The 21,640-nt window shown below is 57.9% G+C and carries 19 protein-coding genes and 3 pseudogenes; 6 read left to right on the top strand and 16 right to left on the bottom strand.

What is annotated here, in order from left to right:
• Positions 1-407 precede the first annotated feature (407 nt).
• The 7 genes and pseudogenes from SOP85_RS17260 to SOP85_RS17230 all read right to left on the bottom strand — a co-directional run bounded on the left by SOP85_RS17260 (position 408) and on the right by SOP85_RS17230 (position 6,700).
• A complete protein-coding gene (locus SOP85_RS17260; RefSeq protein ID WP_323627633.1) occupies positions 408-1,778 on the bottom strand; it encodes an ATP-binding protein in 1,371 nt (456 codons plus the stop codon).
• Positions 1,778-2,432, bottom strand: a pseudogene (locus SOP85_RS17255) (response regulator). Before SOP85_RS17255 ends, SOP85_RS17260 begins: the two are co-directional and overlap by 1 nt.
• Positions 2,433-2,443: 11 nt before the next feature.
• The gene (locus SOP85_RS17250) at positions 2,444-3,088 is read right to left on the bottom strand and encodes a tetratricopeptide repeat protein (protein ID WP_323627632.1); all 645 of its coding nucleotides are present in this window, start codon (positions 3,086-3,088) and stop codon (positions 2,444-2,446) included.
• Positions 3,085-3,894, bottom strand: coding sequence for an SDR family oxidoreductase (locus tag SOP85_RS17245; RefSeq protein ID WP_323627631.1), 810 nt, complete (start codon positions 3,892-3,894; stop codon positions 3,085-3,087). Before SOP85_RS17245 ends, SOP85_RS17250 begins: the two co-directional genes overlap by 4 nt.
• Positions 3,881-4,555, bottom strand: a complete 675-nt coding sequence (locus SOP85_RS17240; protein WP_323627630.1) for a TenA family transcriptional regulator — start codon at positions 4,553-4,555, stop codon at positions 3,881-3,883. Before SOP85_RS17240 ends, SOP85_RS17245 begins: the two co-directional genes overlap by 14 nt.
• A complete protein-coding gene (locus SOP85_RS17235) occupies positions 4,552-6,033 on the bottom strand; it encodes an AMP-binding protein (RefSeq protein WP_323627629.1) in 1,482 nt (493 codons plus the stop codon). The genes SOP85_RS17240 and SOP85_RS17235 overlap by 4 nt, the downstream gene beginning before the upstream one ends.
• The gene (locus tag SOP85_RS17230; RefSeq protein ID WP_323627628.1) at positions 6,023-6,700 is read right to left on the bottom strand and encodes a thermostable hemolysin; all 678 of its coding nucleotides are present in this window, start codon (positions 6,698-6,700) and stop codon (positions 6,023-6,025) included. Before SOP85_RS17230 ends, SOP85_RS17235 begins: the two co-directional genes overlap by 11 nt.
• 189 nt (positions 6,701-6,889) lie before the next feature.
• Here SOP85_RS17230 and SOP85_RS17225 point away from each other — a divergent pair, with 189 nt between their 5' ends.
• Entirely contained in the window at positions 6,890-7,438 is a 549-nt protein-coding gene (locus SOP85_RS17225) for a cytochrome b (RefSeq protein WP_323627627.1), read from the top strand.
• Positions 7,439-7,930: 492 nt separating this feature from the next.
• Complete coding sequence (locus tag SOP85_RS17220; RefSeq protein ID WP_323627625.1) at positions 7,931-8,365, top strand: hypothetical protein; 435 nt, start codon at positions 7,931-7,933, stop codon at positions 8,363-8,365.
• Here SOP85_RS17220 and SOP85_RS17215 read toward each other — a convergent pair.
• Positions 8,346-8,831, bottom strand: a pseudogene (locus SOP85_RS17215) (heavy metal translocating P-type ATPase); the annotation flags it as partial. The gene SOP85_RS17220 and the pseudogene SOP85_RS17215 overlap by 20 nt on opposite strands.
• A 49-nt stretch (positions 8,832-8,880) precedes the next feature.
• Positions 8,881-11,253: a phosphoketolase family protein gene (locus tag SOP85_RS17210; protein WP_323627624.1), complete on the bottom strand. Its 2,373-nt coding sequence runs from the start codon at positions 11,251-11,253 to the stop codon at positions 8,881-8,883.
• Positions 11,254-11,476: 223 nt separating this feature from the next.
• On the opposite strand from SOP85_RS17210, the gene SOP85_RS17205 reads away from it, so the two are divergent.
• The gene (locus SOP85_RS17205; protein ID WP_323627623.1) at positions 11,477-12,223 is read left to right on the top strand and encodes a helix-turn-helix domain-containing protein; all 747 of its coding nucleotides are present in this window, start codon (positions 11,477-11,479) and stop codon (positions 12,221-12,223) included.
• A 13-nt stretch (positions 12,224-12,236) separates the two neighbouring features.
• Positions 12,237-13,219: pseudogene (locus SOP85_RS17200) on the top strand (zinc-dependent alcohol dehydrogenase family protein).
• Positions 13,220-13,256: 37 nt separating this feature from the next.
• On the opposite strand, the gene SOP85_RS17195 reads toward SOP85_RS17200, so the two are convergent.
• The 4 genes from SOP85_RS17195 to SOP85_RS17180 form a co-directional block, all read right to left on the bottom strand.
• Positions 13,257-13,781, bottom strand: coding sequence for a c-type cytochrome (locus tag SOP85_RS17195; protein ID WP_323627622.1), 525 nt, complete (start codon positions 13,779-13,781; stop codon positions 13,257-13,259).
• A gap of 343 nt (positions 13,782-14,124) precedes the next feature.
• Positions 14,125-14,640 carry a hypothetical protein gene (locus SOP85_RS17190; protein ID WP_323627621.1) on the bottom strand — a complete coding sequence of 172 codons (516 nt, stop codon included), beginning with the start codon at positions 14,638-14,640 and terminating at the stop codon, positions 14,125-14,127.
• 74 nt (positions 14,641-14,714) lie between these two features.
• Entirely contained in the window at positions 14,715-16,100 is a 1,386-nt protein-coding gene (locus SOP85_RS17185; protein WP_323627620.1) for an MBL fold metallo-hydrolase, read from the bottom strand.
• Between the two features lie 98 nt (positions 16,101-16,198).
• Positions 16,199-17,119, bottom strand: coding sequence for a universal stress protein (locus SOP85_RS17180; RefSeq protein ID WP_323627618.1), 921 nt, complete (start codon positions 17,117-17,119; stop codon positions 16,199-16,201).
• A gap of 299 nt (positions 17,120-17,418) precedes the next feature.
• Between SOP85_RS17180 and SOP85_RS17175 the strand changes: the two genes are divergently transcribed.
• Entirely contained in the window at positions 17,419-17,844 is a 426-nt protein-coding gene (locus SOP85_RS17175; protein ID WP_323627617.1) for a potassium channel family protein, read from the top strand.
• A 99-nt stretch (positions 17,845-17,943) separates the two neighbouring features.
• On the opposite strand, the gene SOP85_RS17170 is transcribed toward SOP85_RS17175, so the two are convergent.
• Positions 17,944-18,828, bottom strand: coding sequence for a universal stress protein (locus SOP85_RS17170; protein WP_323627616.1), 885 nt, complete (start codon positions 18,826-18,828; stop codon positions 17,944-17,946).
• Between the two features lie 51 nt (positions 18,829-18,879).
• Entirely contained in the window at positions 18,880-19,785 is a 906-nt protein-coding gene (locus tag SOP85_RS17165) for a universal stress protein (protein ID WP_323627615.1), read from the bottom strand.
• Between the two features lie 224 nt (positions 19,786-20,009).
• On the opposite strand from SOP85_RS17165, the gene SOP85_RS17160 reads away from it, so the two are divergent.
• Positions 20,010-20,573, top strand: coding sequence for a GNAT family N-acetyltransferase (locus SOP85_RS17160; RefSeq protein ID WP_323627614.1), 564 nt, complete (start codon positions 20,010-20,012; stop codon positions 20,571-20,573).
• 53 nt (positions 20,574-20,626) lie between these two features.
• Here the strand turns inward: SOP85_RS17160 and SOP85_RS17155 are convergent, their stop codons facing one another.
• The gene (locus tag SOP85_RS17155) at positions 20,627-21,550 is read right to left on the bottom strand and encodes a universal stress protein (RefSeq protein ID WP_323627613.1); all 924 of its coding nucleotides are present in this window, start codon (positions 21,548-21,550) and stop codon (positions 20,627-20,629) included.
• Positions 21,551-21,640 lie beyond the last annotated feature (90 nt).

Here is a 21,640-nt window from a genome sequence, read left to right as displayed (position 1 = left end):
TCGGTTACGAAGACGCCAATTCTTACTTCCGGGCCTTCCGGCAGTGGGAGAAGATTTCGCCAAGCGAATGGCGACGTATTAACGCATAAGGCTTACGGCACAAACGGTTGGCCCATATCGGCCAAGTCGTGACCGTCCGCTTCTGGCCGTTAGCGGTCGCTTGCAAACTTCCGCTTATGGCTGCAATCGGAATCTCGTTAGCAGCAGCGGCCGGACAAAAGAGGATTCTGGTCGCAGTCTGGTTTCGAGATAAAGTGGATGTCTTGGACAAAACGCGAAACGGCATCAAACCATTGATGGAATTCAAATTTCCCGAAAATGTTTCACAAGCCTGAATGTGGGGCCTTGCCGCCCCTTAGGATGTTTACCGACTGTGCGAAACGAAATAATCGATTGATGCTTTGCAATTATTCTCTGGCTGGAATTGATAACGTCGCCCTCAAACCTCCCTCTGCCCGGTTTACGAGTTCGATACGGCCGTTCAAGCGCAGGGCGATCGTGTTGACGATGGTTAGGCCTAACCCCGCGCCTTGCGCAGTGCCACGACTGTAGAAACGCTCAAACAATCGCTCTCGACATGACTCATCAATTCCGGGCCCGTGATCGTCCACCGTCAAATTACAGAAGCCATCAGCCTGGCTCAGTTGTACGGTGATTACCCCATTTTCGGGAGAGAAATTGGCTGCGTTGGTGATCAGGTTGTTCAGCGCGATGTCGATGGCGGCGGGGTTGGCGAATACGTGAAAGGGCTGGTCGCTGACGTCGAAGATCAGTTCAAGGTGTTTACTCAGTAACCACGGTGTTAGTTGCACGAGGCTGTTGCGCACGGTTTCGCTAAGGTCGATGCGTTGTAGCAGCGGTGGATTGGGTTTTGGCTCCAGACGCGCCATGGTCAGCAACTGGTTGACCAGTCGGCTGGTGCGATCGACGCCTGAGATGAGGAACTCCAGCGATTCGCGACGCTCCTGTTCAGTGCCTGCTTCCAGCAAATTCTGCGCGTGCACTCGCAGCACAGCCAATGGTGTACGCATTTCGTGGGCGGCGTCGGCAATGAAGCGTCGTTCGCGGCCAAGCACTTCCTGAATCTGCGCGAGCATGCGGTTGAGCGCCGCTTGCATAGGCTCAAGTTCACTGGGTAGAGGCTTTAGTTGCAAAGGCTCAAGTGAGCCGCTGTGGCGGGCCCGCAGGGTCTCAGCCATGTTCGCCAAGGGCTTGAGCCCCCAGCCGATCGCGAGCCAGACCATCGCCGCGAGCAGCAAACTGCCGACAACGTTTGGCCACAGCGTATGACGCACGATGCGGCCGACCAGATCCGCGCGCACATCATCGCGCTCGCCGACCCAGATGCGCATGCCGTTCTGCGGGTCTTCAAGGAGGAAAGCGCGCCAGTGACGCTGCTTTAAATCGACTACATCACTGAAGCCCGGCTGAGTCGGCGGATTATTGAAGGAGGGCGCGCTGGCGGTATGCACCAGCACCTCGCCGCCAGGGTTCCATACCTGAAAGGCAACCTTGCGTTCGTAAGGGTGACCATCGCCGCGCGGCACCGCTTCACTCAGTGCGGTATTGAACGCCCGGTACAGATCGGCGTGTTCTTTGCTCGCCAGTGGCATGCGCATGACGCCTTGCAACAGGCGCGCATTCTGCGCCAGTTGAGCGTCGTAAACCTCGGCGATTTCGTGATTGCTGTCGTGCAGATTGAAGAGGCTGAGCACCGCCAGACCGGCCAGCAACAGGCCGATGATCAGGGTCAGTGTGCGGCGGCGGATGGAAGTCATCAGCGTTCCTCCACTAGATAGCCCACACCCCGAATGGTGCGGATCAGCTCAGTCGAGAACTTCTTGCGCAGGTGATAGATATGCACTTCCAGAGTGTTGCTTTCCGCTTCTTCGTTCCAGCCGTAAAGCAGTTGAATCAGTTGATCACGTGTCATCACTCGGCCCGGCGGTGAGAGCAGTTCATGCATGATATTCCTTTGGCGTCAGCGCTACAGGATGGCCCTGATAGCTAACCTGCTGGGTGCCGGGGTTGAGGCTGATGCCGGCGTGTTCGATCAGCGCTTGCGCGCGGCCGGCGCTGCGCCGTAACAGGGCGCGCAGTCGCGCTTTGAGTTCAGCCAGGTCGAACGGTTTGATCAGGTAATCGTCGGCACCGGCATCAAGTCCAGCGATGCGATCTTCAGTGGCATCGCGGGCGGTGAGTATCAGCACCGGCAGGTTTGAGCCGCTGTCGCGCAGGCGTCGCAACACTTCGAGGCCGTCCATGCGCGGCAAACCGAGATCCAGTACGGCGACATCGAACGTTTCGCTGAGCAGGGCGTGTAGCGCGCTGCTGCCGTCCTGGAGCCAATCAACGGTGTAGCCCTCGCGCCCCAGCGCTTGATGAATGCCTTCACCGAGCGCCACGTCATCCTCAATCAGTAATAAACGCACGCGGACTCCTGTCAGTCGAGTTTCTTGTTGACGTCCACCAGCAGGGCGGCGATTTCTTTGCGGCGCCCGGCGTCCGCCGTTTCACGGCCGGGACGCGGCGCCGCTTGCAGGGCTTTTTGCAACGCTTCTTTTGCTTCAGCGTAGCGTTTCTGACGGTAGAGGTGATCGCCCCAGAAGTACAGGCTGTCGATGCCGTCGGGGTTGAGTTGCAGCGCCTGCTTGAGCAGTTGTTCCGCTTTATCGCTGTCGCCGAAACCGATGGGCCAGCCGGGCACCCGGTCATACAGCGCCGCCAGGCTGGTGTAGGCCGAGCCTTGCAGGGCCTTGGGGTCGAGGGTCAGCGATTTTTCCAGGTAAGCCTTGGCGTCCTTGGCTTTTCCCAGCGCTCCAAGTCCGCCTTGGGCTCCGGCCCAACTGCTGGTGACGATACCTTGCCAGATCCAGGCTTCGGCCAGCACCGGACGCTGTGACGTGAACGCCTGGGTTTCACCGGACAATTGTTCGAACGCGGCGGCGCGCTGTTTTTCCGCCACTTCATATTGGATGTGCGCCCAGCGGTGTTGGATGCTGCTGAGGCGCTGTTGGTCGGCGGCCTCCAGCGCCCAGACGCTTGGACTAAGGGCTGCGATCAACAGGCACGCGAAGATTTTTTTCATGGCTTGAGGCTCTCGTTGTCGGGTTTTTCGCTGAGGCGGCGGATCAACGGCAATTGCTTGCGCAGACCGCGATCGACCAGATGCGGGAGAAGATTGTTGAGGCGCACGAAGAAACGCTCGGGCCAGCCCAGATACAAATCGCGGCGGTCGCCGACAATCGCGTGAATCACCGCCGAGGCCACGGTTTGCGGGTCATCGACGTTGGCCTTGAGCGCATCGTTCAAGGCTTGCGCCGCCGCGCTGTTCATCGACGTGCGGGTGGCCCGAGGCGCAACGTAGAGTACGTTTACACGGGTGTCGGCCAGTTCTCGGCGCAACGCTTCGGAAAAACCGCGCAAGGCAAACTTGGACGCGCAATAGCTGGCGTAACCGGCATAGCCGATCGAACCGTAGGTCGAGCCGACGTTGACCACCATGGCGCTGTCTGCCTGGTTGAGCAGCGGCAGCAACAGCTTGGTCAGGCAGATCGGCGCGCTGATGTTCACCGCGAGCATCGCGTCGATGTCGCCGTCGTCGAGCTGTTCGAGCATGGCGAAGTGATTCACCCCGGCGGCGTTGATCAGCAGATTGACGCCGCCGATCGCTTCGGCGGCGGCGAGCACTTTGCGCCGGTCGCTGAGGAACGTCAGGTCTGCCGCGACCCAGCACAGGGAGTCGGGGTAGCGTTCGAGCATCGGGGCCAAGGCTTGCTGGTGCCGCGCGACAGCCAATACCCGAGAACCGGCGGCGCACAAAGCGTCGGTAATGGCCATGCCGATACCGCCACTGGCGCCGGTCAAAACCACCCGCGCGTCATGCAGCTGCATGTTCAGTCTCCGTGTTACGCGGCAGACCACGGAACATGTCGATGTACAGTCGATACACCACTTTAGAGGCATGAACCACCGCCGCTTGATCTTGAGGATCTTCCAGTCGATTCATCAGGCGGCGATAGGTGTGCATGTGTTCGATGTCGAGCGAACCGTGTGAACTCAGATAAGTAAAAGCGGTTTCCGGCAACGCCAGACGCTCGCGAATGCTCCCCGCAGCGTGCGTGGCCAGCGCGATGCTGGTGCCTTCAAGTACATTGACCATACCGAACAGACCGACCGGATTACCACGGGCGATCTGGTCATAAAGAAAGCTGATCATCAGCTCGATTGGCAGCGACGGCCGGCCATCGCGCACCGCATCGCGATCACCACCGCAGGCTGCAATGTCGTTGAGCACCCACTGCTCGTGGCCGTATTCGTCTTCGATGTACTCGCACACCGCTTTGCGCAGCCATTCCAGGCGCGTCGGCAAACGAGCCCCGCACGCCATCATCAACGGCACGGTGTGACGCACGTGGTAGTAGGCCTGCGCGAGAAACGCCCGATAGCCATCAAGACTGACTTTGCCGTGCAACGCATCGACGATGATTGGCAGGTTGAACAGTTCATGGCGTTCACGCTGTGTGGCTTCTTGCAGAGTGTCGAAAAAACTCATGATGCGGATTCCTCCCGGACAACGGATTCGGTCAATTGCGCGTGGTACTGCGCGACGATAGCGTCGCGACGGGGGCGACCATTGGCGGTAAGCAGCCCATTGGCGTTGGTGAAGGGACACGGCAGGCGCGTCCATTGATGCACTTGGGCGTAATCAGGCAAGGCTTTGTTGGCTTCGGCGACGGTGGCGGCCAGTTCGGCATCGGTGCAGTCAGGTCGATGTGGCCAGAGCAGGGCGAGGTTGCGCGGAAGGGCTTCGCCGTAAACGAAGGCCTGGGCGATGTGGCGGCGTTGGGTGAGTTCCGACTCGACCCATTCCGGGTTGACGTTGCGCCCGTAACTGGTGATGAACTGGTGCTTTTTGCGGCCCTTGATATAGAGAAAACCTTCCGGGTCAAATTCGCCCAGATCGCCGCTCGGCCACCATTCTTCGCTGTACGGCGTTTCCCCCAGATAGCCCAGCAGCGACGAGCCCTTGATCAGCACTTCGCCGTCATCCGCCAGGCGTACCTCAACGTGCGCAAGGGGCCGGCCGACACTGCCCGGACGCCGTGCACCAGGTCGATTGAGGCAAACCACCGAGGCGCATTCGGATAGCCCGTAACCTTCGTAAACTGGAAGCCCGACACGTTGCGCGCGTTGCAGCAAATCTTCGCTGACGCGTGCTCCGCCGACAGCGGCAAACCGCAGGGTTTGTGGATCAAAGGCTTTTTGTTCCGCTGCGCCGACCAGCAATGACAATAATTGCGGCACCAGAATCAGGCTCTGCGGCGCGCGACTGGCCAGATAACTCAGCAGGCGTGGGACGTCGACACCACTGGCGCTTTGAATGCCGAGGGTTTTCTGGCTCGGCAGACTCAGCATCGCACCGGCATACAGCGCAGCGTAACAGCCAAGGTTTTCCAGAAGAATCGCCAGCGGTAGCAACGCCAGATGATGCTGCGGGTCGGCAGGCTCGCTCGCCTGTTGCAGCTCCCGTGCGACGCGCAACAGGCTGTCGCTACTGAGGCAAACACCTTTCGGTGTGCCGGTGGTGCCGGAGGTGAAGGTCAGTTTGGCGGTGCCCATCGGCATGCGTCTTTGGTCGCTAGAGACGCGGCACCAGAACTCGCCGCGTAGCTCATAACCTGCGGCAAGCAACTCGGAGTCCAACTGCGGTTCGGCAATCACGCGTTCGGCCTGACTTTGCTCCAGGCAATGGGCGCGTTGTGCTGGGCTGAAAAACGGCGGCAGCGTTACGCAAGTCAACCCTTCGAACAATACCGCCAGATCCCAAAGCATCGCGTCGACGCCGTTGTCCAGCGCCAGGGCGACAACTTGTACTTGTTCATCACGCAGGCGTTCTTGGCGATACAGCACTTCTGCATACACAGTGGCGTAGTCGAGCTTCAGCGTGTCGCTCCACATGGCGGTCGCGTTGTCATTGCGCCTGGCATGATCGCGCAGGGTTTCTTGAAAGCGTTGCAGTTCAAGCGACATGGCAGGCTTCTTCAATCGAGGTCGGCAAGCCCAGGCGGCTGAACAGGCCGATATTGCTAAGATGGACGAACCCGGCGCGGATGTTGCCGACGTGCACCCAGGGTTTGCTTTCGTAATAACTGCCCCAGTGTTGACGCTCGTCACCCAGTCGATCCGGATCGGCGGCGCACAATGTCAACGGTTTCAAACCGAGACGATGGAAGCTGTTGACCAGTCCGATATTGCCCGTGAACGTCACCCATTGCAGGCCACCCATGGCCAGCAGATAGGTCATCGCGATGATGCTCAGGCGCGCGCTGCCGGTGTCGCTCGCTGCCAGATTGCCGACCTCGACAATGGCACTGCGGTCAACCGGATGATCAGCCGCCGTGCTGATCAACGGCTCGATCGGTTCATCAAGATACCTCTCCAGAAACAGCGGTTCTAAGTGCGCGCGACGCACGCCGGCCACTGCACATAATTGCCCGCCGCCGTTGTGCATACCGAAAAGCTCGGGCATGAAGTGGCGGATGTCGGCACCGTGAGCCTTGCGGAAACGCTGCTGGATAAACGCTTCGAACGCCCCTCGCAAGACGTTGTCCGAAAGCGCGCCGGTCAGTGTTAGCGGGGGCGTTTCGGCGGGGCCGAAGCGCAAGGGTAGCGGGATGTTCCAGTCAAAATCGGGCATGGCTCGAACGCCTCCCTCAATGGGTTTGAGCGAAGTATCCAAGCCATTTCTTAACGAAGTCTGAAGGTGAAAAAAGGTTAACCTGAGAGCCGATCTTCAGACTCTCTTAAGACAGGACGAGCAATGTGGCGCGGCCGGTTCAAGGCAACTGGATTGACCGTCGCTCACAACAACCAAAAGGCATTTTTTATGACCCGCGACACCGCTGTAACTCGTTATGGAAAACTTTCAATCACCTTGCACTGGCTGATGCTGGTGCTGTTTGTCGGCGTGTGTGCCTGCTTGGAAATCAAAGGCTACATGCCCAAAGGTAGCGAAGCGCGTGGTTTGCTCATGGGCTTCCACGGCCTGTTTGGCGCAAGTATCTTCGCCCTGGTCTGGATTCGCCTGCTCGGTCGCTTGAGCCCACGACCACCCATCATCCCTAAACCCCCGGCCTGGCAGACCGCTATCGCACATCTCACCCACCTGGCGCTGTACGCCCTGATGATCATCACGCCGATCCTGGCTTGGCTGATGCTCGCCGCAGGTGACAAGCCGTTCCCGTACTTCGGTTTTCACGTACCGGCGCCGGTGGCGATTGATCCTGACTTTGCCAAACAGCTCAAGTATTGGCATGAGCTGATCGGTACAACAGGGTATTGGCTGATTGGTCTGCACGCAGCGGCGGGGCTGTTTCATCACTTTTGGGTAAAGGACAACACGCTGGAAAGGATGTTGATTGAGCGGAACACATGAGGGACAGCTATTGGCCGGTTTCTGCCTTCCAGGACCGGCTGAAAACGGCCAGAAGCGGACATTCGAATCTACGTTCGCTGCGGGTCGTCGTAATTCGGCAACTCGATCGCATCAGACTTCGGAGGAAGGATTTTTCCGGATAAGGCCTTTAATCCTGGTGCGGTGGCCATCCTCAAACCTCGTGACCGAGCGAGATACCAAATCGCGAATGCGGCGATGCCAGTCTAGGAGCGAACTTGGGTACGCTTTGCGCCTGACCGACGTAAGGACGCATCAGTTTTTCGTAAGCCGCAAATGCGCGCGCGTGGTCGGCGTGGCGCTCAGTTCGCCAACACATAAGCGCCGCACAGTCCCAGACTTGCGCCCAAGCCGCTGATAGACGATGCACAATAGGCTGCGTCACCCACTAGCTCGATGCGCCTCCTCCAGCGCAACGAGCACGCGAGACGTATCACAGCCGGCGTCGGCAAACATCTGCTTGAGTAAGGTTTTTTGTTCGTCCTACGCGAGATTCTCGTATCCGCTCGGCGCCTGCTGAAAAGACAAAAAGGCGAGCGTGGTGCCCGAGCTATCAGGGCGCAAACAGACACAGCGGCCGCCGGGAATATTGTACCAGCGTATGACTCGGCCATCGCTCGGTTGTCAAGGCTCGGAGAAATAGGCAGTGTAGAGATTAAGAGCCCGCCGCTGGACTTCGTTGCCGAATACCTGATTGCTCGTAGTAGAGCCGATCACTTCAGCCACGATCACCAAATCGTAAATTTGCTCGCCTCTCTGCTCGAAGCTCATATGAACCTGCTCGCCATCGTCATCCATGGTGTTGGTGCTGATGTGGTTTTGACCCAACTGCTGACTTCAGCTGACCCATTGGCGGTCTATGAAGATACGAAAAAGACCATCAATTACAGAGGATGGCGGCAGCGCTGAGCAGGCGGCCGTCGACCGGCACGACTTCTCCCAAGCGTACCAGCAAGGTTTGTCGTGGCTGGATCTGGTCCACGGGGATCTCGCGTAAGCTGCCCTCTTCCTGCAACCAGGCATAACGTGGCGCGCGGTCGATGAGGGCTCGCAGTTCGCGCTCGGCGCGTTGTGTGGTAAAAAACTCCAATGTACGTCCGGATGCCAGCATCAAGGCGATCACCGCCGCCACCAGTGTCTGCTGGAACGTCAGCGCGGCGACTATCGACACCAATGCGATCAGATCTACACCCGCGTCCCCTCGAACCAGGCGCCTGGCAATCTCGACGAGCAGGATCACCGCCATCACCAGGCTTCCTGCAGCCCAGCATATCGACGCCCAGTCAGGTTTTTGCCCAAGCTGCGCAACGCCCCCAACCAGCAGCGTCAAGGCGGTGAGCAACAACAGCAGGGGGTCCAGCCATTTACCGGGCATCAAGGCAGTACCTCAAACAACGATTGGCCTCCGATCGCCCCCGCGTCAATCAAGGATGCGCTTGCGTCCATTGCCAATACAGGACCTCGGGCATGTCCTGCCCGTGCTCGATGAGATAAAGCTTGTGCCGCTCCATCGTCGACCAATATCGCGCCTTGGCGACCGGGACCTGATCCTGCAGACGAGGTACCCGTTCAATGACGTCCAGCGCCAGCTGATAACGGTCCAGATGGTTGATCACCGCCATGTCGAAGGGGGTCGTCGTCGCGCCCTCTTCCCTGAAGCCTCGCACATGGAAATTCTCATGATTGGTGCGTTTGTACAGCAAGCGATGAATCAGCGCCGGGTAGCCGTGAAAAGCAAAAATCACCGGTTTGTCCAGCGTGAATAAATCATCGAATTCTCTGTCCGGTATGCCGTGGGGATGCTGGTATGACGGCTGCAGTACCATCAGGTCCACGACATTGACCACCCTCACCCGCAAATCCGGTGCGTACTCACGCAACAAGGTGACGGCGGCCAGCGTTTCCAGGGTCGGCACATCACCGGCGCAGGCCATTACCACGTCGGGATCGTCATCATTGCGACACGCCCAGTCCCATCGACCGATACCCTTCTGGCAATGCCCAATGGCTGCATCGATATCCAGCCACTGCCATTCCAGCTGTTTGCCTGCGACGATGACATTGATGTAATTGCGGCTTCTGAGGCAGTGGTCCGCCACCGACAGCAGGCAATTGGCATCGGCAGGCAAGTAGATACGTACAATGTCCGGTTTTTTGTTGGCTACCAGATCGATGAACCCCGGATCCTGGTGGGAAAAACCGTTGTGGTCCTGACGCCAGACGTGGGATGTCAGCAAATAATTGAGCGAAGCAACGGGTTGACGCCAAGGCACTTCGGCGGCGGTCTTCAGCCATTTCGCATGCTGGTTGACCATCGAGTCGACGATATGGATGAAGGCTTCGTAACAGGACAACAAACCATGGCGTCCAGTCAGTAGATAGCCCTCGAGCCAGCCCTCGCAGACCTGCTCACTCAGAATCTCCATCACCCGACCATCGGTGGCCAGATTGAGGTCGTCCGGTTCCAGCGGCTCCATCCAGGCCTTGGCGCTGACTTCATAGACCGCATCAAGGCGGTTCGAGGCGGTTTCATCCGGGCCGAACAGGCGGAAATTACTGGCGTCAAGGTTGTTTTTCATCACGTCGCGCAAATACGAACCCATCACCCGCGTAGCCTCCGCGCGCAGGCTGCCAGGTGTTGCAAACTTCACGGCATAATCGCTGAATCGCGGTAAAATCAGGGGCCGCAACAACACACCACCATTGGCGTGGGGGTTAGCGCTCATCCGCCGGTGTCCGGTCGGTGCCAGTGCCGCAATCTCGGGCAATAACGCGCCATTTTCATCAAACAGTTCATCAGGGCGGTAGCTGTTGAGCCACTCTTCCAGTTGGTGCAGGTGCAGCGGCTGCTCGAAACCGGCCAATGGCACTTGATGCGCGCGGCACGTGCCTTCGACCCGTTGACCATCGACGAATTTCGGACCGGTCCAGCCTTTGGGGGTACGCAAGACCAACATTGGCCACAGCGGCCGTTGCGACGGCGCGGCTTGCCCCGGCCGGCGCGCGTCGAGCTGAATGTCACGAATTTTCAGAACCATCGTGTCCAGTGTCTTCGCCAGCGCCTGATGCACCTGCGACGGGTCATCGCCTTCAACGAAGTACGGATCGTAGCCATAGCCATACAGAAGCGCTGACAGCTCATCCTCACTGATTCTGGAAAGTACGGTGGGATTGGCGATTTTGTAGCCATTGAGGTGCAGGATCGGCAATACCGCTCCATCCCGCGCGGGACTGAGAAATTTGTTGGAGTGCCAACTGGCCGCCAGTGTCCCGGTTTCAGCCTCGCCGTCTCCGATCACGCAAGCGACGATCAGATCCGGATTGTCGAACGCGGCACCGTAGGCGTGGGCCAGGCTATAACCCAGTTCGCCACCTTCGTGGATTGATCCGGGAATCTGTGCCGAGACATGACTGGAGATGCCGTAGGGCCAGGAGAACTGCCGAAACAGGCGTAGCAGACCGTTTTCATTACACTCCACAGAGGGGCAGAACTCGGTGTAGGTGCCCTCTAGGTAGGTTTGGGCCACCACCGCCGGTCCCCCATGGCCGGGACCAGCAATAAATATCATGTTCAGGTCATACTGGTTGATCAATCGATTCAGATGGGTGTAGATCAGGTTCAACCCGGGCGTCGTACCCCAATGGCCCAGCAGCCGTGGCTTGATATGCGCCAGGGTCAGGGGTTGTTTGAGTAGCGGGTTGCTTTTGAGGTAAATCTGCCCGACCGCCAGATAATTGGACGCCCGCCAATAAGCATCCAGGCCCTCCAGTTGCTCAGCATTCAGGAAATCGCTCATGAACTTCTCCGCCGAAGGAACAGGCTATAGGTAGGCTTTGAACGAGTCTGGAAGTCTGGGACGCTCAAGACTTGACCTACATCAAATTCCCGCACCGGTATTCGGGTAAAAGGGTGCAAAGGGGGTCCATTCGTCTATTACACCGGTTATTCCGGGAATCCTGTGAGTCCGGGTCCCCCTGCCGCCTATCCTTAGTGAGTCATCCCTATTGACGTCACTTCTCATGCCAGACGTTCGCGCTTTGCAAGTACATGTCCTGAAGGCTGCGTGCTCGAGCTGCAGTGTGATGGAGTTGTGCCTACCCATCGGCATGACCGGCCAGGAAGTCGAGCGTCTGGACACGTTGATCGTGCAACGCTTCAAGGTCAAGAAGGGCGCGACGCTTTACCGAGCAGGCGATCCGCTACGCTCGCTGTATGCGGTGCGCATCGGTTCGTTCAAGACCAGCATTCTTTCGGTCGATGGTCGCGAGCAAGTCACGGGGTTCCAGATCCCCGGCGAAATGCTAGGTCTGGACGCTATCAGCACGGATTTGCATGCGTGCGATGCAGTTGCCCTCGAAGATAGCGAGGTCTGCCCCATTCACTTTGCTCACCTGGAAGAACTGGCCCATGAGCTGCCATCCCTGCAGCACAACCTGAACAAAGTCCTCAGCAGGGAAATCGTCCGCGATCACGACATGTTGATGATGCTGGGCAACATGAGCTCGGACGAGCGTCTGGCAGCCTTTCTGCTGAACTTGTCGCAACGTTTGAAAACCCGTGGCTATTCATCGACGGATTTCGTGTTGAAAATGCGCCGCGAGGAAATCGGCTCCTACTTGGGGCTACGCCTGGAAACCATTTGTCGTGGCATCGCCCATCTGCGGGATCAGGCACTCGTGGAGATATCCGGCCGTGACGTCAAGATCCTTGATCTGGAAGGCCTCAAGCAGTTGATTGCCGGCTGCCATCGCCCTCCTGCCTGTTGATCCCGGTCATCCTATGCGCGCCATGGTTTTACACACTCCCGGTCAGCCGCTGCAACGCGAAGAGCGGCCCGTTTCGACACCCGGTGCCAATCAACTGTTGATCAAAGTCCTCGCCTGCGGCGTCTGCCGCACCGATTTACATTTGGTAGACGGTGAATTGCCTCAAGCGGTGCTGCCCAGGGTGCCGGGGCTTGAAATCGTCGGTGAAGTCATGGCTGTGGGCAGCCATGCAGACCTCGAGCGCATCGGCCAGCGGGTGGGAGTGCCCTGGCTTGGCAGGACCTGTGGTGCGTTCGCGTTCTGTCAGTCCGACCGGGAAAACCTCTGCGATCAGGCCATGTTCACCGGATGTGATCTGGACGGTGGTTACGCCGAATAAGCCGTGGCTGACCAACGCTTCTGTTTTCCAATCCCTGAGGCCCTCTCCAATACTGAGGCCGCACCGTTGCTGTGTGCCGGGTTGATGGCTTTCGCGCCTTGCAAATGGCACAAGGCGCCAGCCACCTCGGGTTTTATGGTTTTGGGGCCGCAGCGCATCTGGCCATTCAAGTCGCACGGGGACGTGGCCAGCAGGTATACGCCTTCACTCGACCGGGCGACACTGAAGGTCAGGCGTATGCCCTATCCTTAGGCGCGAAATGGTCCAGTTCGTTGGACCAGACTCCTCCTCACCTGCTCGATGCCTGCCTGATTTTCGCTCCGGTAGGGGCGATGGTGCCGCTGGCGCTGGCCGCCACCGTCTAGGGGGGATGCTTGGTTTGCGCCGGCATTCACATGAGTGACATCCCGGCCTTTCCTTATCGGCTGCTCTGGGGCGAGCGTAGCGTGCGATCTGTGGCCAACCTGACCCGCGGCGACGGCACCGCGTTTTTTAAAGCGCTGCAACACACGCCCGTGCACTGCGATACCACTCAGTTTTCCCTCGACGATGCCAATCAGGCACTGGCGCTGTTGCGCAGCGGTCAGTTCAACGGCGCGATTGTGCTTGTGCCGTGAGACGCGTTCGGCTCCTCTCTGATCCCACCGTGCATGATCATTGCTTTGCACCGAGCGCCGCCATGTATCGGGCGACGGATTCGGCATCAGCTAGGGAAAGTGCATGCTCCATCGGCAACATCGGAGCACCGTTGGGGCGTTGCCCGGTCTGCTGAAGAACCATGATCTGATGGCTCATATAGCTGGCATGCTGGCCCGCCACCCGTGGAATCACCCCATTGCCCCCGCCGTCCTTCCCGTGGCAAGCGCTGCACGGTGGGACACCCCTTCCAGGCAAGCCCTGGCGAAAGATCACTTCACCTCGCGCATCTGGCGTCCCGGTGTCAGCCTGCATGGCTCGCTGGCTCGCAAAATAGTCGGCCAGTTCGGCAATCTGAGTCTTGGTCAAATGGGACAATCCCGCCATGTACCGGTTGTCCGTAGCAGCGCTACGTCCATGGTTTTTGAAGTCGGTCAATTGCAACTGCAAATACTCGTTTTGCTGGCCAGCCAACTTGGGAAACTTGGGCGAGACAGACTCCCCCGTCGGCCCATGGCACAGCGAACAAACGCTGTCCGCCATGGCGATCCCCGACAGGGTGGACGTTTGCTGAGGCTCCTCTTCGCTTGTACCCGTGCAACCCATAAGCGTGGCCAGGCAAAGGGCCAGAGCATGAAGTGACCGGCTATCCGTAGATCGCATCCTGGATACGTTCATGGCTGTTACTCCGGGCGTTAGCGGATCACAATCATCGCCTGCGCGATGGCGCTCTTTGTTGATAAACCTCAACCAATCCTCCTCCTTGTTCTCGACGCCGCGACAATCACCGCCATTGCCCACGCCTCCCAGACCCTGTTGAAGTCGTGGGACGGTTTGCGTGAATATCTGCCGCATGCAGCGAGGCTATGGCGCAGGTTCAAGGGCATCACCCCTTAGCCAGTTCGAAAGTGGGCAGCCCCAGAGCGCTGATGCAGGCCTCTTTGTCCTTTTCGGTAATGGGTTCAAGGGCCATCGGATCAAGCATGTGCTGGTTAAGCATGGCCAGACGCACCATGCCGTTTTTGTCGAGGAGAGAATGTGCCATGCATTCACACAACGACCGAGGCAGGGCTTGCGGAAGGGACTCCATCTCAGCATTTTCAAACTCGATCACTAAACGCGCTGTACACATATCCACCAAATCCTGCACCGCGTGAGAGGCGAAGTTAAACGCCGTTAGGTAGCCCGCCATCAGCGCCATCGAGACCGATAGCAGGAGGGTTGCCTCACGCTTCCAGGAAAGGGTGCCCGTCCAGTGCAGGTATTTGTGCGCCGCTTCCCTGCTCCCGTGCTGAACACTTTGATACAAGCTTAAAAGCTTGTGGTTTGACATGACTGGATCACTCGCCGTCTTTATCCAAAGAATGGCGTCCACTGAAAAAAGTCGTTTGATCTGGATCAAACCAGGCGCAGCTGAGTCCCGTCTTCTTGACCTGCAAGCAACCCTGCCTCAAACGGTGATGGCTTTTGGGGTGATTATGATGAACCTGCATTGAGGTCAATGCTTGAGAGTTCGACACTATCGCGGTACTCCGGCACCGACACCGACCACCCTAACTCCAGACTGATGCGCCGGCGCAGTACATCCGACGCGTTAGGTTCCCCATGGACGACAAAGGTATGTTTTGGCGGTCGTTTGAACCCACGAAGCCACTGCATGATTTCATCGGCATCGGCGTGTGCGGACAGTGTTTGCATCGGTACCACCTCGGCGCGGATCGGAACATCCTTACCGTGGATACGCACCGAAGACACTCCCGCAACAATTTGCGCGCCACGGGTGCCACCGGCTTGGAAGCCAGGCATTAGCAGCGTGTTGTTCGGATTGGGAGCCAGTGCCTTAAGGTGATGGACCACCCGCCCTCCTGTCGCCATGCCGCTGGCGGCAATAATCACCGCCGGGGTGCGTTGCTGATCAAGCGCTCTCGACTCATCGACCGTGTGTACGAATTGCGCCACATGGCACATGCCTTCGCAGTCTTCCATCGATAATCTGTGCTCGCTCCGGAAACGCTGGTACAACAGCGTGACATCAGTGGCCATCGGACTGTTGAGGTAGATTGGAATATCGGGAATCGCCCGTTTGAGCTTCAACTGATACAGGTGATACATCAGCAGTTGAGCGCGCCCAACAGCGAACGATGGCACAAGGGTAATCCCTCGGCGCAGTGCCGTGCGGGTGATGATGCCGGCCAATTGCGCCTGTGGCGCCTCGACCGGATGTTGACGATCACCGTAGGTAGACTCCACCAGCAGGTAATCCGCCTGTTCGACAGTTTCAGGAGCCAACATCACAGGATCGTCTGGCCGCCCCAAATCCCCTGAAAACACCAAGGTCTGGCCGCCAGCAATCACCTCGACCGTTGCGGCACCTAGGATATGCCCGGCGCCACGCAACAGGATGGTCATGTCCGCGGCGATTGCCACCTTGTGGTGCAACTCCACCGGCCGCAACAGTTTGAGGGCTCGCTCAGCATCTTGCTCGGTGTAAAGCGGCAGCGCCGGGCTGTGCTTTGAGAAGCCATGCCGGTTGGCGAACTCCGCTTCCTCTTCCTGCAAGCGGCCACTGTCCAACAGCAGGATTTTCACCAATTCACAGGTGGCAGGCGTTGCGTAGACCGGACCGCGATAACCATTGCGCACCAGTACGGGCAGATACCCGCTGTGATCAAGATGGGCATGGGTCAGCACAATAGCATCGAGGTCCCTGACGGGAAGCTGGAACGGGTCGCGATTGTGCAGTCGCAGTTGCTTGTAGCCCTGGAACAGTCCGCAGTCGATCAGCAGATGTTGATTGCCATGTTCCAGCAGATATTTGCTACCCGTGACCGTACCAGCGGCACCTAGAAATGTGATTCGCATGGCCGTTGCCCTTGAACATTCAGAGGAGCGTTATTGATCGCTCCTTTTGGCCCAGGGTCAGTTGATTTTTATCAACTGCTGGCTCGATGGGGCCTTGTTCAACCGAATGAGCGTAAAGGCTTGACGATCATCAAACTGCACGGGGCCCGGTTCAACAGGCTCTCGACGGTATCGCCAATAAACCGTTCAGGTGCCTGGTGATAAACCGTGCCCAGCACCACGATGTCGAAGGCATTTTGTTGGGCGAAAAGCCCGATGACCTTGTGAGGGACGCCAGTCAGTGAGTGTCGCCGCGTACTCTTGATGCAATAGCGCTCAGCCAACACATCGAAAGCCTCTTGCTGGGCATCCTCAATCGCGTCCCTCAAACTCTCATCAAGAGTGCCAGTCGGCACACTCATCGGCGCCTCGCTTATCTCTGACCAACGACAGACGTTAAGTAAGTGCAGCGAGGCACCGCAGCTGGCTGCCAGGGTCGACGCCAGATCGAGTATTCGGTCATTTAAACCCTGAGTCAGCTCCTCCAAATGGGACAGATCGATCGCGGCAAGAATTTTCAATGGTTTGGGATTTCTGGCACTGGTCACCAGGTGCAGGTGGGTTGGACACTCGCGCAGCAGGCGCCAGTCCAGGGGGCGGTGAAAGGCTCGGTCGAGTGCTGGCACGTAATGGGTGTCTTTGATCACCAGGTCCGGATGGAAGTCAGTCACGTATTCCAGCAGGTTGGTCAGGCTCGACTTGGCCCAGACCACTTCGGTGCTTACCTGCAGGTCGCCGCATCGGTACAAACGGGCCTGCTGCTCCAGCCAATGACGGTGCACTTGCAAATAGCCTTCTCGTGCCTGGGCCATCGCTTCGTGGTCCAGCAGACCGGCTACCGCCAACGCTTGAACATAATCGAACGCGACAATGTGCAACAACGCACCGGTTGCACACGCCAGGGCATGTGCACGCTCAAACGCCGGGGTATGGGTCATTTCGCTGGGGGCTATCAATAGAATGCGTTTGAGCTTGAGCATCACGTACCTCGCCTTGAGTCCTGTCTGCCAGTTGATTATTGGGTGCCATACCGAGGGGAAACCTGACTTTTGTCAACGAATCAGCCGCTGTCGACAATGGAAGGACTCGCAATCGGTTAGTCAATCCATGGTTGATTCAGCTCAACCTTCTTCTGGCTTTCAGGTGTAGAACTGGATTGACCACGGAAGCCCGTGCGCAGCTGCTGCCTGAAAAGAAATGCAGGCATCTATGTCATTCCGCTGCTCTTGCGCCATGCAGCGTGCCCCGACTACCCGCCCCTTCTCGCTGGAGCTTTGCCATGTTGGCAGTTACGCTGATCAATATGCTGGTGGTCATCATCGCGGTCGTGATCCACTACGAATGCCTGCTACGGCTGAACGATTGGCTGCCCCGGCTCAAGTTGTGGAGCCGCTTCAGGATTGTCGTTGGGGTATTCGGCGCTCTGCTGGCCCACGCAACAGAGGTCTGGTGCTTCGCGTTGGTCTACTACCTCATGGTGCACACCGGTAAATGGGGTAGCTTGACAGGCAACTTCGACGGTTCACTGATGGACTGCGTTTACTTTTCCTTCACGACCTACACGACGATCGGCTTTGGCGATATTTCACCCGTGGGCGACATCAAGTATTTGACCGGGCTGCAAGCCCTGACCGGGTTGGTGCTTATCACCTGGACCGCCTCCTTTCTGTTTCTGGAAATGCAGAAATACTGGAAACGCAAATAGTCGTTATCCCGGTCGAATCAGCCTCAACGGTCGGCTGCGCTCCGAGTGCATCGACAAGCTGTCGAGCTCATTTGTGCCATAACGCTGTACACATTCGAGCTAAACCGCCAAAACGCAGCATGGCGCCTGATACAAAATATGCTCGGTCGTGCTGCCCAGGAGTTTGTCCAAACCATGGGACTGGACCCTGCCCATCACGATCACATCCACGTTGTGTTCCTCAGCAAACTCACTCAACACCTTGACCGGGTGTCCGTCTATGAAATGTCGACGATCCGGGGGCACACCGAACCGTCCTGCTAACCGAAGGAAAGACTTTTCCAGGTCCCCGCGAAGCGCTTTAGTCAGGTCAGCGAGCGTGAGGCCGTCCATGTCCGCCAGAAAAACAGCCGAGATCTCGCAGGCAAAAAGCAAATGCAGCTCGGCATTGCACTGCATGGCAAGACTGCAAGCCTGCTTGATGATTCGGTCATTAAGTTCGTCGTCAGCTGACTCGACGTCCGATACTTCGACTGCCGCGACAACCTTACGCGGCAAGGCCAAGCCACTGCCGCCCACAAGATAAACCGGCACCGAACAGTGACGTAACAAATGCCAGTCCAAAGGCGTAAAGAAGGCCCGCTTGAGCACCGACGCATGGTCAATTTCCTTGATCAACAAGTCCGGTTGCATGTCCGTGACGTGATCGATGACGTCTTGCTTCATGTCCTCAGCCCACGTTACCTCCGAGGTCACCTCAACCCCCCGGCCACGCAGGTTCTGCGCCTGAGCCTCAAGCCAGCCGCGATGGTCCTGCAGGTATTGCTCGCGGGCCAACGTTCGATCCCCCTCTTCAAGCAGCGATAACCATTTAATCGAGGGAATCAGCGCGGCGATATGCAAACTCGCGCCGCTGGCCTTGGCAAGTGATGCTGCATGATTCACGGCTGGGGAATGACGCAGCGCCGGATTGATGATCAGTAACAGACGTTGATACTGGCTCATGATCAATCTCCAAATGACGGGAAATACGACGCAAACCGCTATGGTCAGGCGTCAGCGATTGACCCTGACTGCCAGAATGCTGCCAGGCACAGAGTACAGTGCTCGCTCCGTGTTGCTGCCGATTAGCCGGTCGACACCCGTGCGATGCACGGTGCCCATCACCACGACGTCGGCCAGGTATTGCTCGACAAACTCACTGATCACCGGCACCGGCAATCCCATGACGAAATGCCGACGTTCCGGTGGCACGCCATAGCGCTCCGCCAATGCAATAAACGCCTGGTGCAAGGATTGGCGCAGTTCCTCGATCAAGTCCACGCCCCAACCGCCACCGGCCAGTGGTGCGTCGCTATTGAAAGCGGGCGATAAATCGTAGGCGTAAAGCAGGTGTAACGGCGCATCGCATTGCAGGGCCAAGGCGTTCGCCGTCTGGATGATGGTGTCGTTCAATCCGCTGATATGTGTCGAAGGGTCGAACGGGTCGACTGCCGCGACAACCCTGTGAGGCAGGCTGTAGCGGACTTGGTTGACGAGATGCACGGGGATCGGGCACTCACGCAACAAATGGCAATCAAGTGGGGTAATAAACACCCGCTTGAGCACGGGCTCAAGGCTGACATCTTTGATCAACAGCTCGGGTTTGAGATCTTCGACTGTCCTCAGAATGTCCTGCAGCGGATGAGTGGTAAAGACGGCTTTGACCGTTACCTCAAGCCCCAGCTCGCTGAGCCGATCCAACTCTTCGACCTCCCAGCGGCGGTAGCGACGCAAGTAGCGCTGATGCTCTGCGTCGTCGACTTTTTCTTGCCATAAATGCACCACCGGCGCCGGGTCGACAAAGGCCCGCACATCCAGCACGGCCCCGGCCGTCTTAGCCAATGCGACGGCACGCAACTGGGCAGGAGACTGATGCAGGGTTGGGTCAGCGATCAGCAGAAAACGTTGATATTGCCCCATCACACACCTCCGCTCGACACCGGTCATAAATTGCCGGCATGGTTGAAGACTGCGCGTCATCCCTTCGTGCGGTTTGATTTACATCAAGCACAAGCAAATCAATGCCACCGACACCGGTGTCTGATCCAGATCAGATTCAAGCATCGACCGCGGTGTAGAAAGGATTCAAGCGTGGCTCTTTTGCCGCGAGCCAATCTTTCAAACCGCACTGGAGGAAACACCCCATGCTTACCGTCAAAGACCACAATGATCGGGCTGCAGCCGCCTACGCTGCGGTCCACGGCCAATACTGGATCGAAGCACTCAGGGACGGTCGCCATGTGCTGATTCGACCGCTGGCGGAAAAGGATCGTGACCGTGAATATGCCTTCATCAAACGACTGTCTCCCGAATCCCGACACATGCGTTTTCTCGCGCAGATCAATGAACCCGGCGCTGCGATGCTCAATCAGTTGATGGACACTGACAATAAACAGCGTGTGGCCTATATCGCCCTGGTCCATGACAACGGGCAACTGGTCGAAATCGGCGTCAGCCGTTTCGCGGCTACCCGCGAGCATGAGTGTGAATGTGCCGTCACAGTCGCCGATGAATGGACGCACCTGGGGTTGGGCACATTACTGATGGAGCATTTGATCAAGACAGCCCGCAAAAACGGCTTTCGCCAAATGTATTCAGTGGACTCGTCCAGCAATGCCCCCATGCGCGACCTGGCCAAAGCGCTCGGATTCGAAACTCACAACGATCCAGACGACAGCCGTCAGGTGATCCATCGACTTTACCTGTAGAAAGCCGCCCCGCAATGTCCCGGTCAACGGCTCATCGCGGGGCGATCAAGCCCTCACGATTGCAGCATTTTTCCCGGTTTGATCGCCAGTACACTGCACGGCGCCCGATGCAAAAGTTGTTCGGCCGTAGTGCCCAGTAGTTTGCTCAAGCCCTTGTGTTGCACCGTGCCCATAACAATGACATCCGTGCGGTACTCGGAGACAAATTCACAAATACTCGGCACGGGGGCGCCCTCTATGAAATGACGACGCTCCGGTGGCACGCCGTGGCGTTCGGCAATGGCCGCAAATGCTTCATGCTGAGCCGATCCCAACATTTCATAGATACCGGAGGCCAGAGGCAGCGCGGCAAAGCCCATGTCCTGGGCGTATATGGCCGTCCAGTCATACACATGCAGCAGTTCAAGAGTGGCACCACAGACTGCGGCCAGTTTCGTCGCCGCGTCGATAATCTGATCGTTGAACACATGGTCCTGATCCTCATTGCGCAATACATCAATGATGGCCAGTACGTTGCGCGGCCGGGCATTCAACGGAGTCGTCACCAGATGCACCGGCACAGGACAATCACGCAGCAGCTGCCAATCCAGCGGCGTGAAAAACACACGCTTGAACGACGACTCTTCCTCTGCGTCCTTGATGATCAGCGTCAGCGGCATCTCATTGATGAAGTTCAGGATCTCCTCGTAAGGATGCTGTACCCACACCACTTCGCTGCTGACCTCGACGCCATGCTTGCTCATCAATCCGGCCTGATCGGCTAGCCATTGGCGATGTGTTTGCAGATAGCCGTCCCGGGCCAGCGCGAATTGTTCCGGGGCGAACAACCCGGCCACTGCCAAGGCCTGTGAATAGTCGAACGCCACGATATGCACTGGCAATTGCATCGCCAGCGCCAACGCCGCAGCCCGGTCGAATGCCGGTGTCCGAGTCATGGCTGAAGGAGCGATCAAGAGTAAACGCTGAGATTGCGACATGGGGTACCTCGGCACTCGGCCATTTCAACTAAGGAGAAGAACCTCAGATTGATTGCTCCCTGTTCCGACCACTTGATCTTTATCAGTTAG

Origin of the sequence: Pseudomonas sp. YuFO20 (genome assembly GCF_035064975.1) — a bacterium.
Classification (GTDB): domain Bacteria; phylum Pseudomonadota; class Gammaproteobacteria; order Pseudomonadales; family Pseudomonadaceae; genus Aquipseudomonas; species Aquipseudomonas putida_AE.
Note: the sequence above shows the minus strand (reverse complement) of the source record. Positions and strands in the feature narration are given on the sequence as shown.

What these genes read in the sequence shown, in the direction of transcription:
- SOP85_RS17160 (WP_323627614.1), top strand. Translation starts at nt 20,010, where the DNA reads ATGCTTACCGTCAAAGACCACAATGATCGGGCTGCAGCCGCCTACGCT.
- SOP85_RS17260 (WP_323627633.1), bottom strand. Translation starts at nt 1,778, where the DNA reads ATGACTTCCATCCGCCGCCGCACACTGACCCTGATCATCGGCCTGTTG.
- SOP85_RS17250 (WP_323627632.1), bottom strand. Translation starts at nt 3,088, where the DNA reads ATGAAAAAAATCTTCGCGTGCCTGTTGATCGCAGCCCTTAGTCCAAGC.
- SOP85_RS17245 (WP_323627631.1), bottom strand. Translation starts at nt 3,894, where the DNA reads ATGCAGCTGCATGACGCGCGGGTGGTTTTGACCGGCGCCAGTGGCGGT.
- SOP85_RS17170 (WP_323627616.1), bottom strand. Translation starts at nt 18,828, where the DNA reads ATGAGCCAGTATCAACGTCTGTTACTGATCATCAATCCGGCGCTGCGT.
- SOP85_RS17165 (WP_323627615.1), bottom strand. Translation starts at nt 19,785, where the DNA reads ATGGGGCAATATCAACGTTTTCTGCTGATCGCTGACCCAACCCTGCAT.
- SOP85_RS17225 (WP_323627627.1), top strand. Translation starts at nt 6,890, where the DNA reads ATGACCCGCGACACCGCTGTAACTCGTTATGGAAAACTTTCAATCACC.
- SOP85_RS17155 (WP_323627613.1), bottom strand. Translation starts at nt 21,550, where the DNA reads ATGTCGCAATCTCAGCGTTTACTCTTGATCGCTCCTTCAGCCATGACT.
- SOP85_RS17185 (WP_323627620.1), bottom strand. Translation starts at nt 16,100, where the DNA reads ATGCGAATCACATTTCTAGGTGCCGCTGGTACGGTCACGGGTAGCAAA.
- SOP85_RS17175 (WP_323627617.1), top strand. Translation starts at nt 17,419, where the DNA reads ATGTTGGCAGTTACGCTGATCAATATGCTGGTGGTCATCATCGCGGTC.
- SOP85_RS17210 (WP_323627624.1), bottom strand. Translation starts at nt 11,253, where the DNA reads ATGAGCGATTTCCTGAATGCTGAGCAACTGGAGGGCCTGGATGCTTAT.
- SOP85_RS17240 (WP_323627630.1), bottom strand. Translation starts at nt 4,555, where the DNA reads ATGAGTTTTTTCGACACTCTGCAAGAAGCCACACAGCGTGAACGCCAT.
- SOP85_RS17235 (WP_323627629.1), bottom strand. Translation starts at nt 6,033, where the DNA reads ATGTCGCTTGAACTGCAACGCTTTCAAGAAACCCTGCGCGATCATGCC.
- SOP85_RS17195 (WP_323627622.1), bottom strand. Translation starts at nt 13,781, where the DNA reads ATGGCGGACAGCGTTTGTTCGCTGTGCCATGGGCCGACGGGGGAGTCT.
- SOP85_RS17230 (WP_323627628.1), bottom strand. Translation starts at nt 6,700, where the DNA reads ATGCCCGATTTTGACTGGAACATCCCGCTACCCTTGCGCTTCGGCCCC.
- SOP85_RS17205 (WP_323627623.1), top strand. Translation starts at nt 11,477, where the DNA reads ATGCCAGACGTTCGCGCTTTGCAAGTACATGTCCTGAAGGCTGCGTGC.
- SOP85_RS17180 (WP_323627618.1), bottom strand. Translation starts at nt 17,119, where the DNA reads ATGCTCAAGCTCAAACGCATTCTATTGATAGCCCCCAGCGAAATGACC.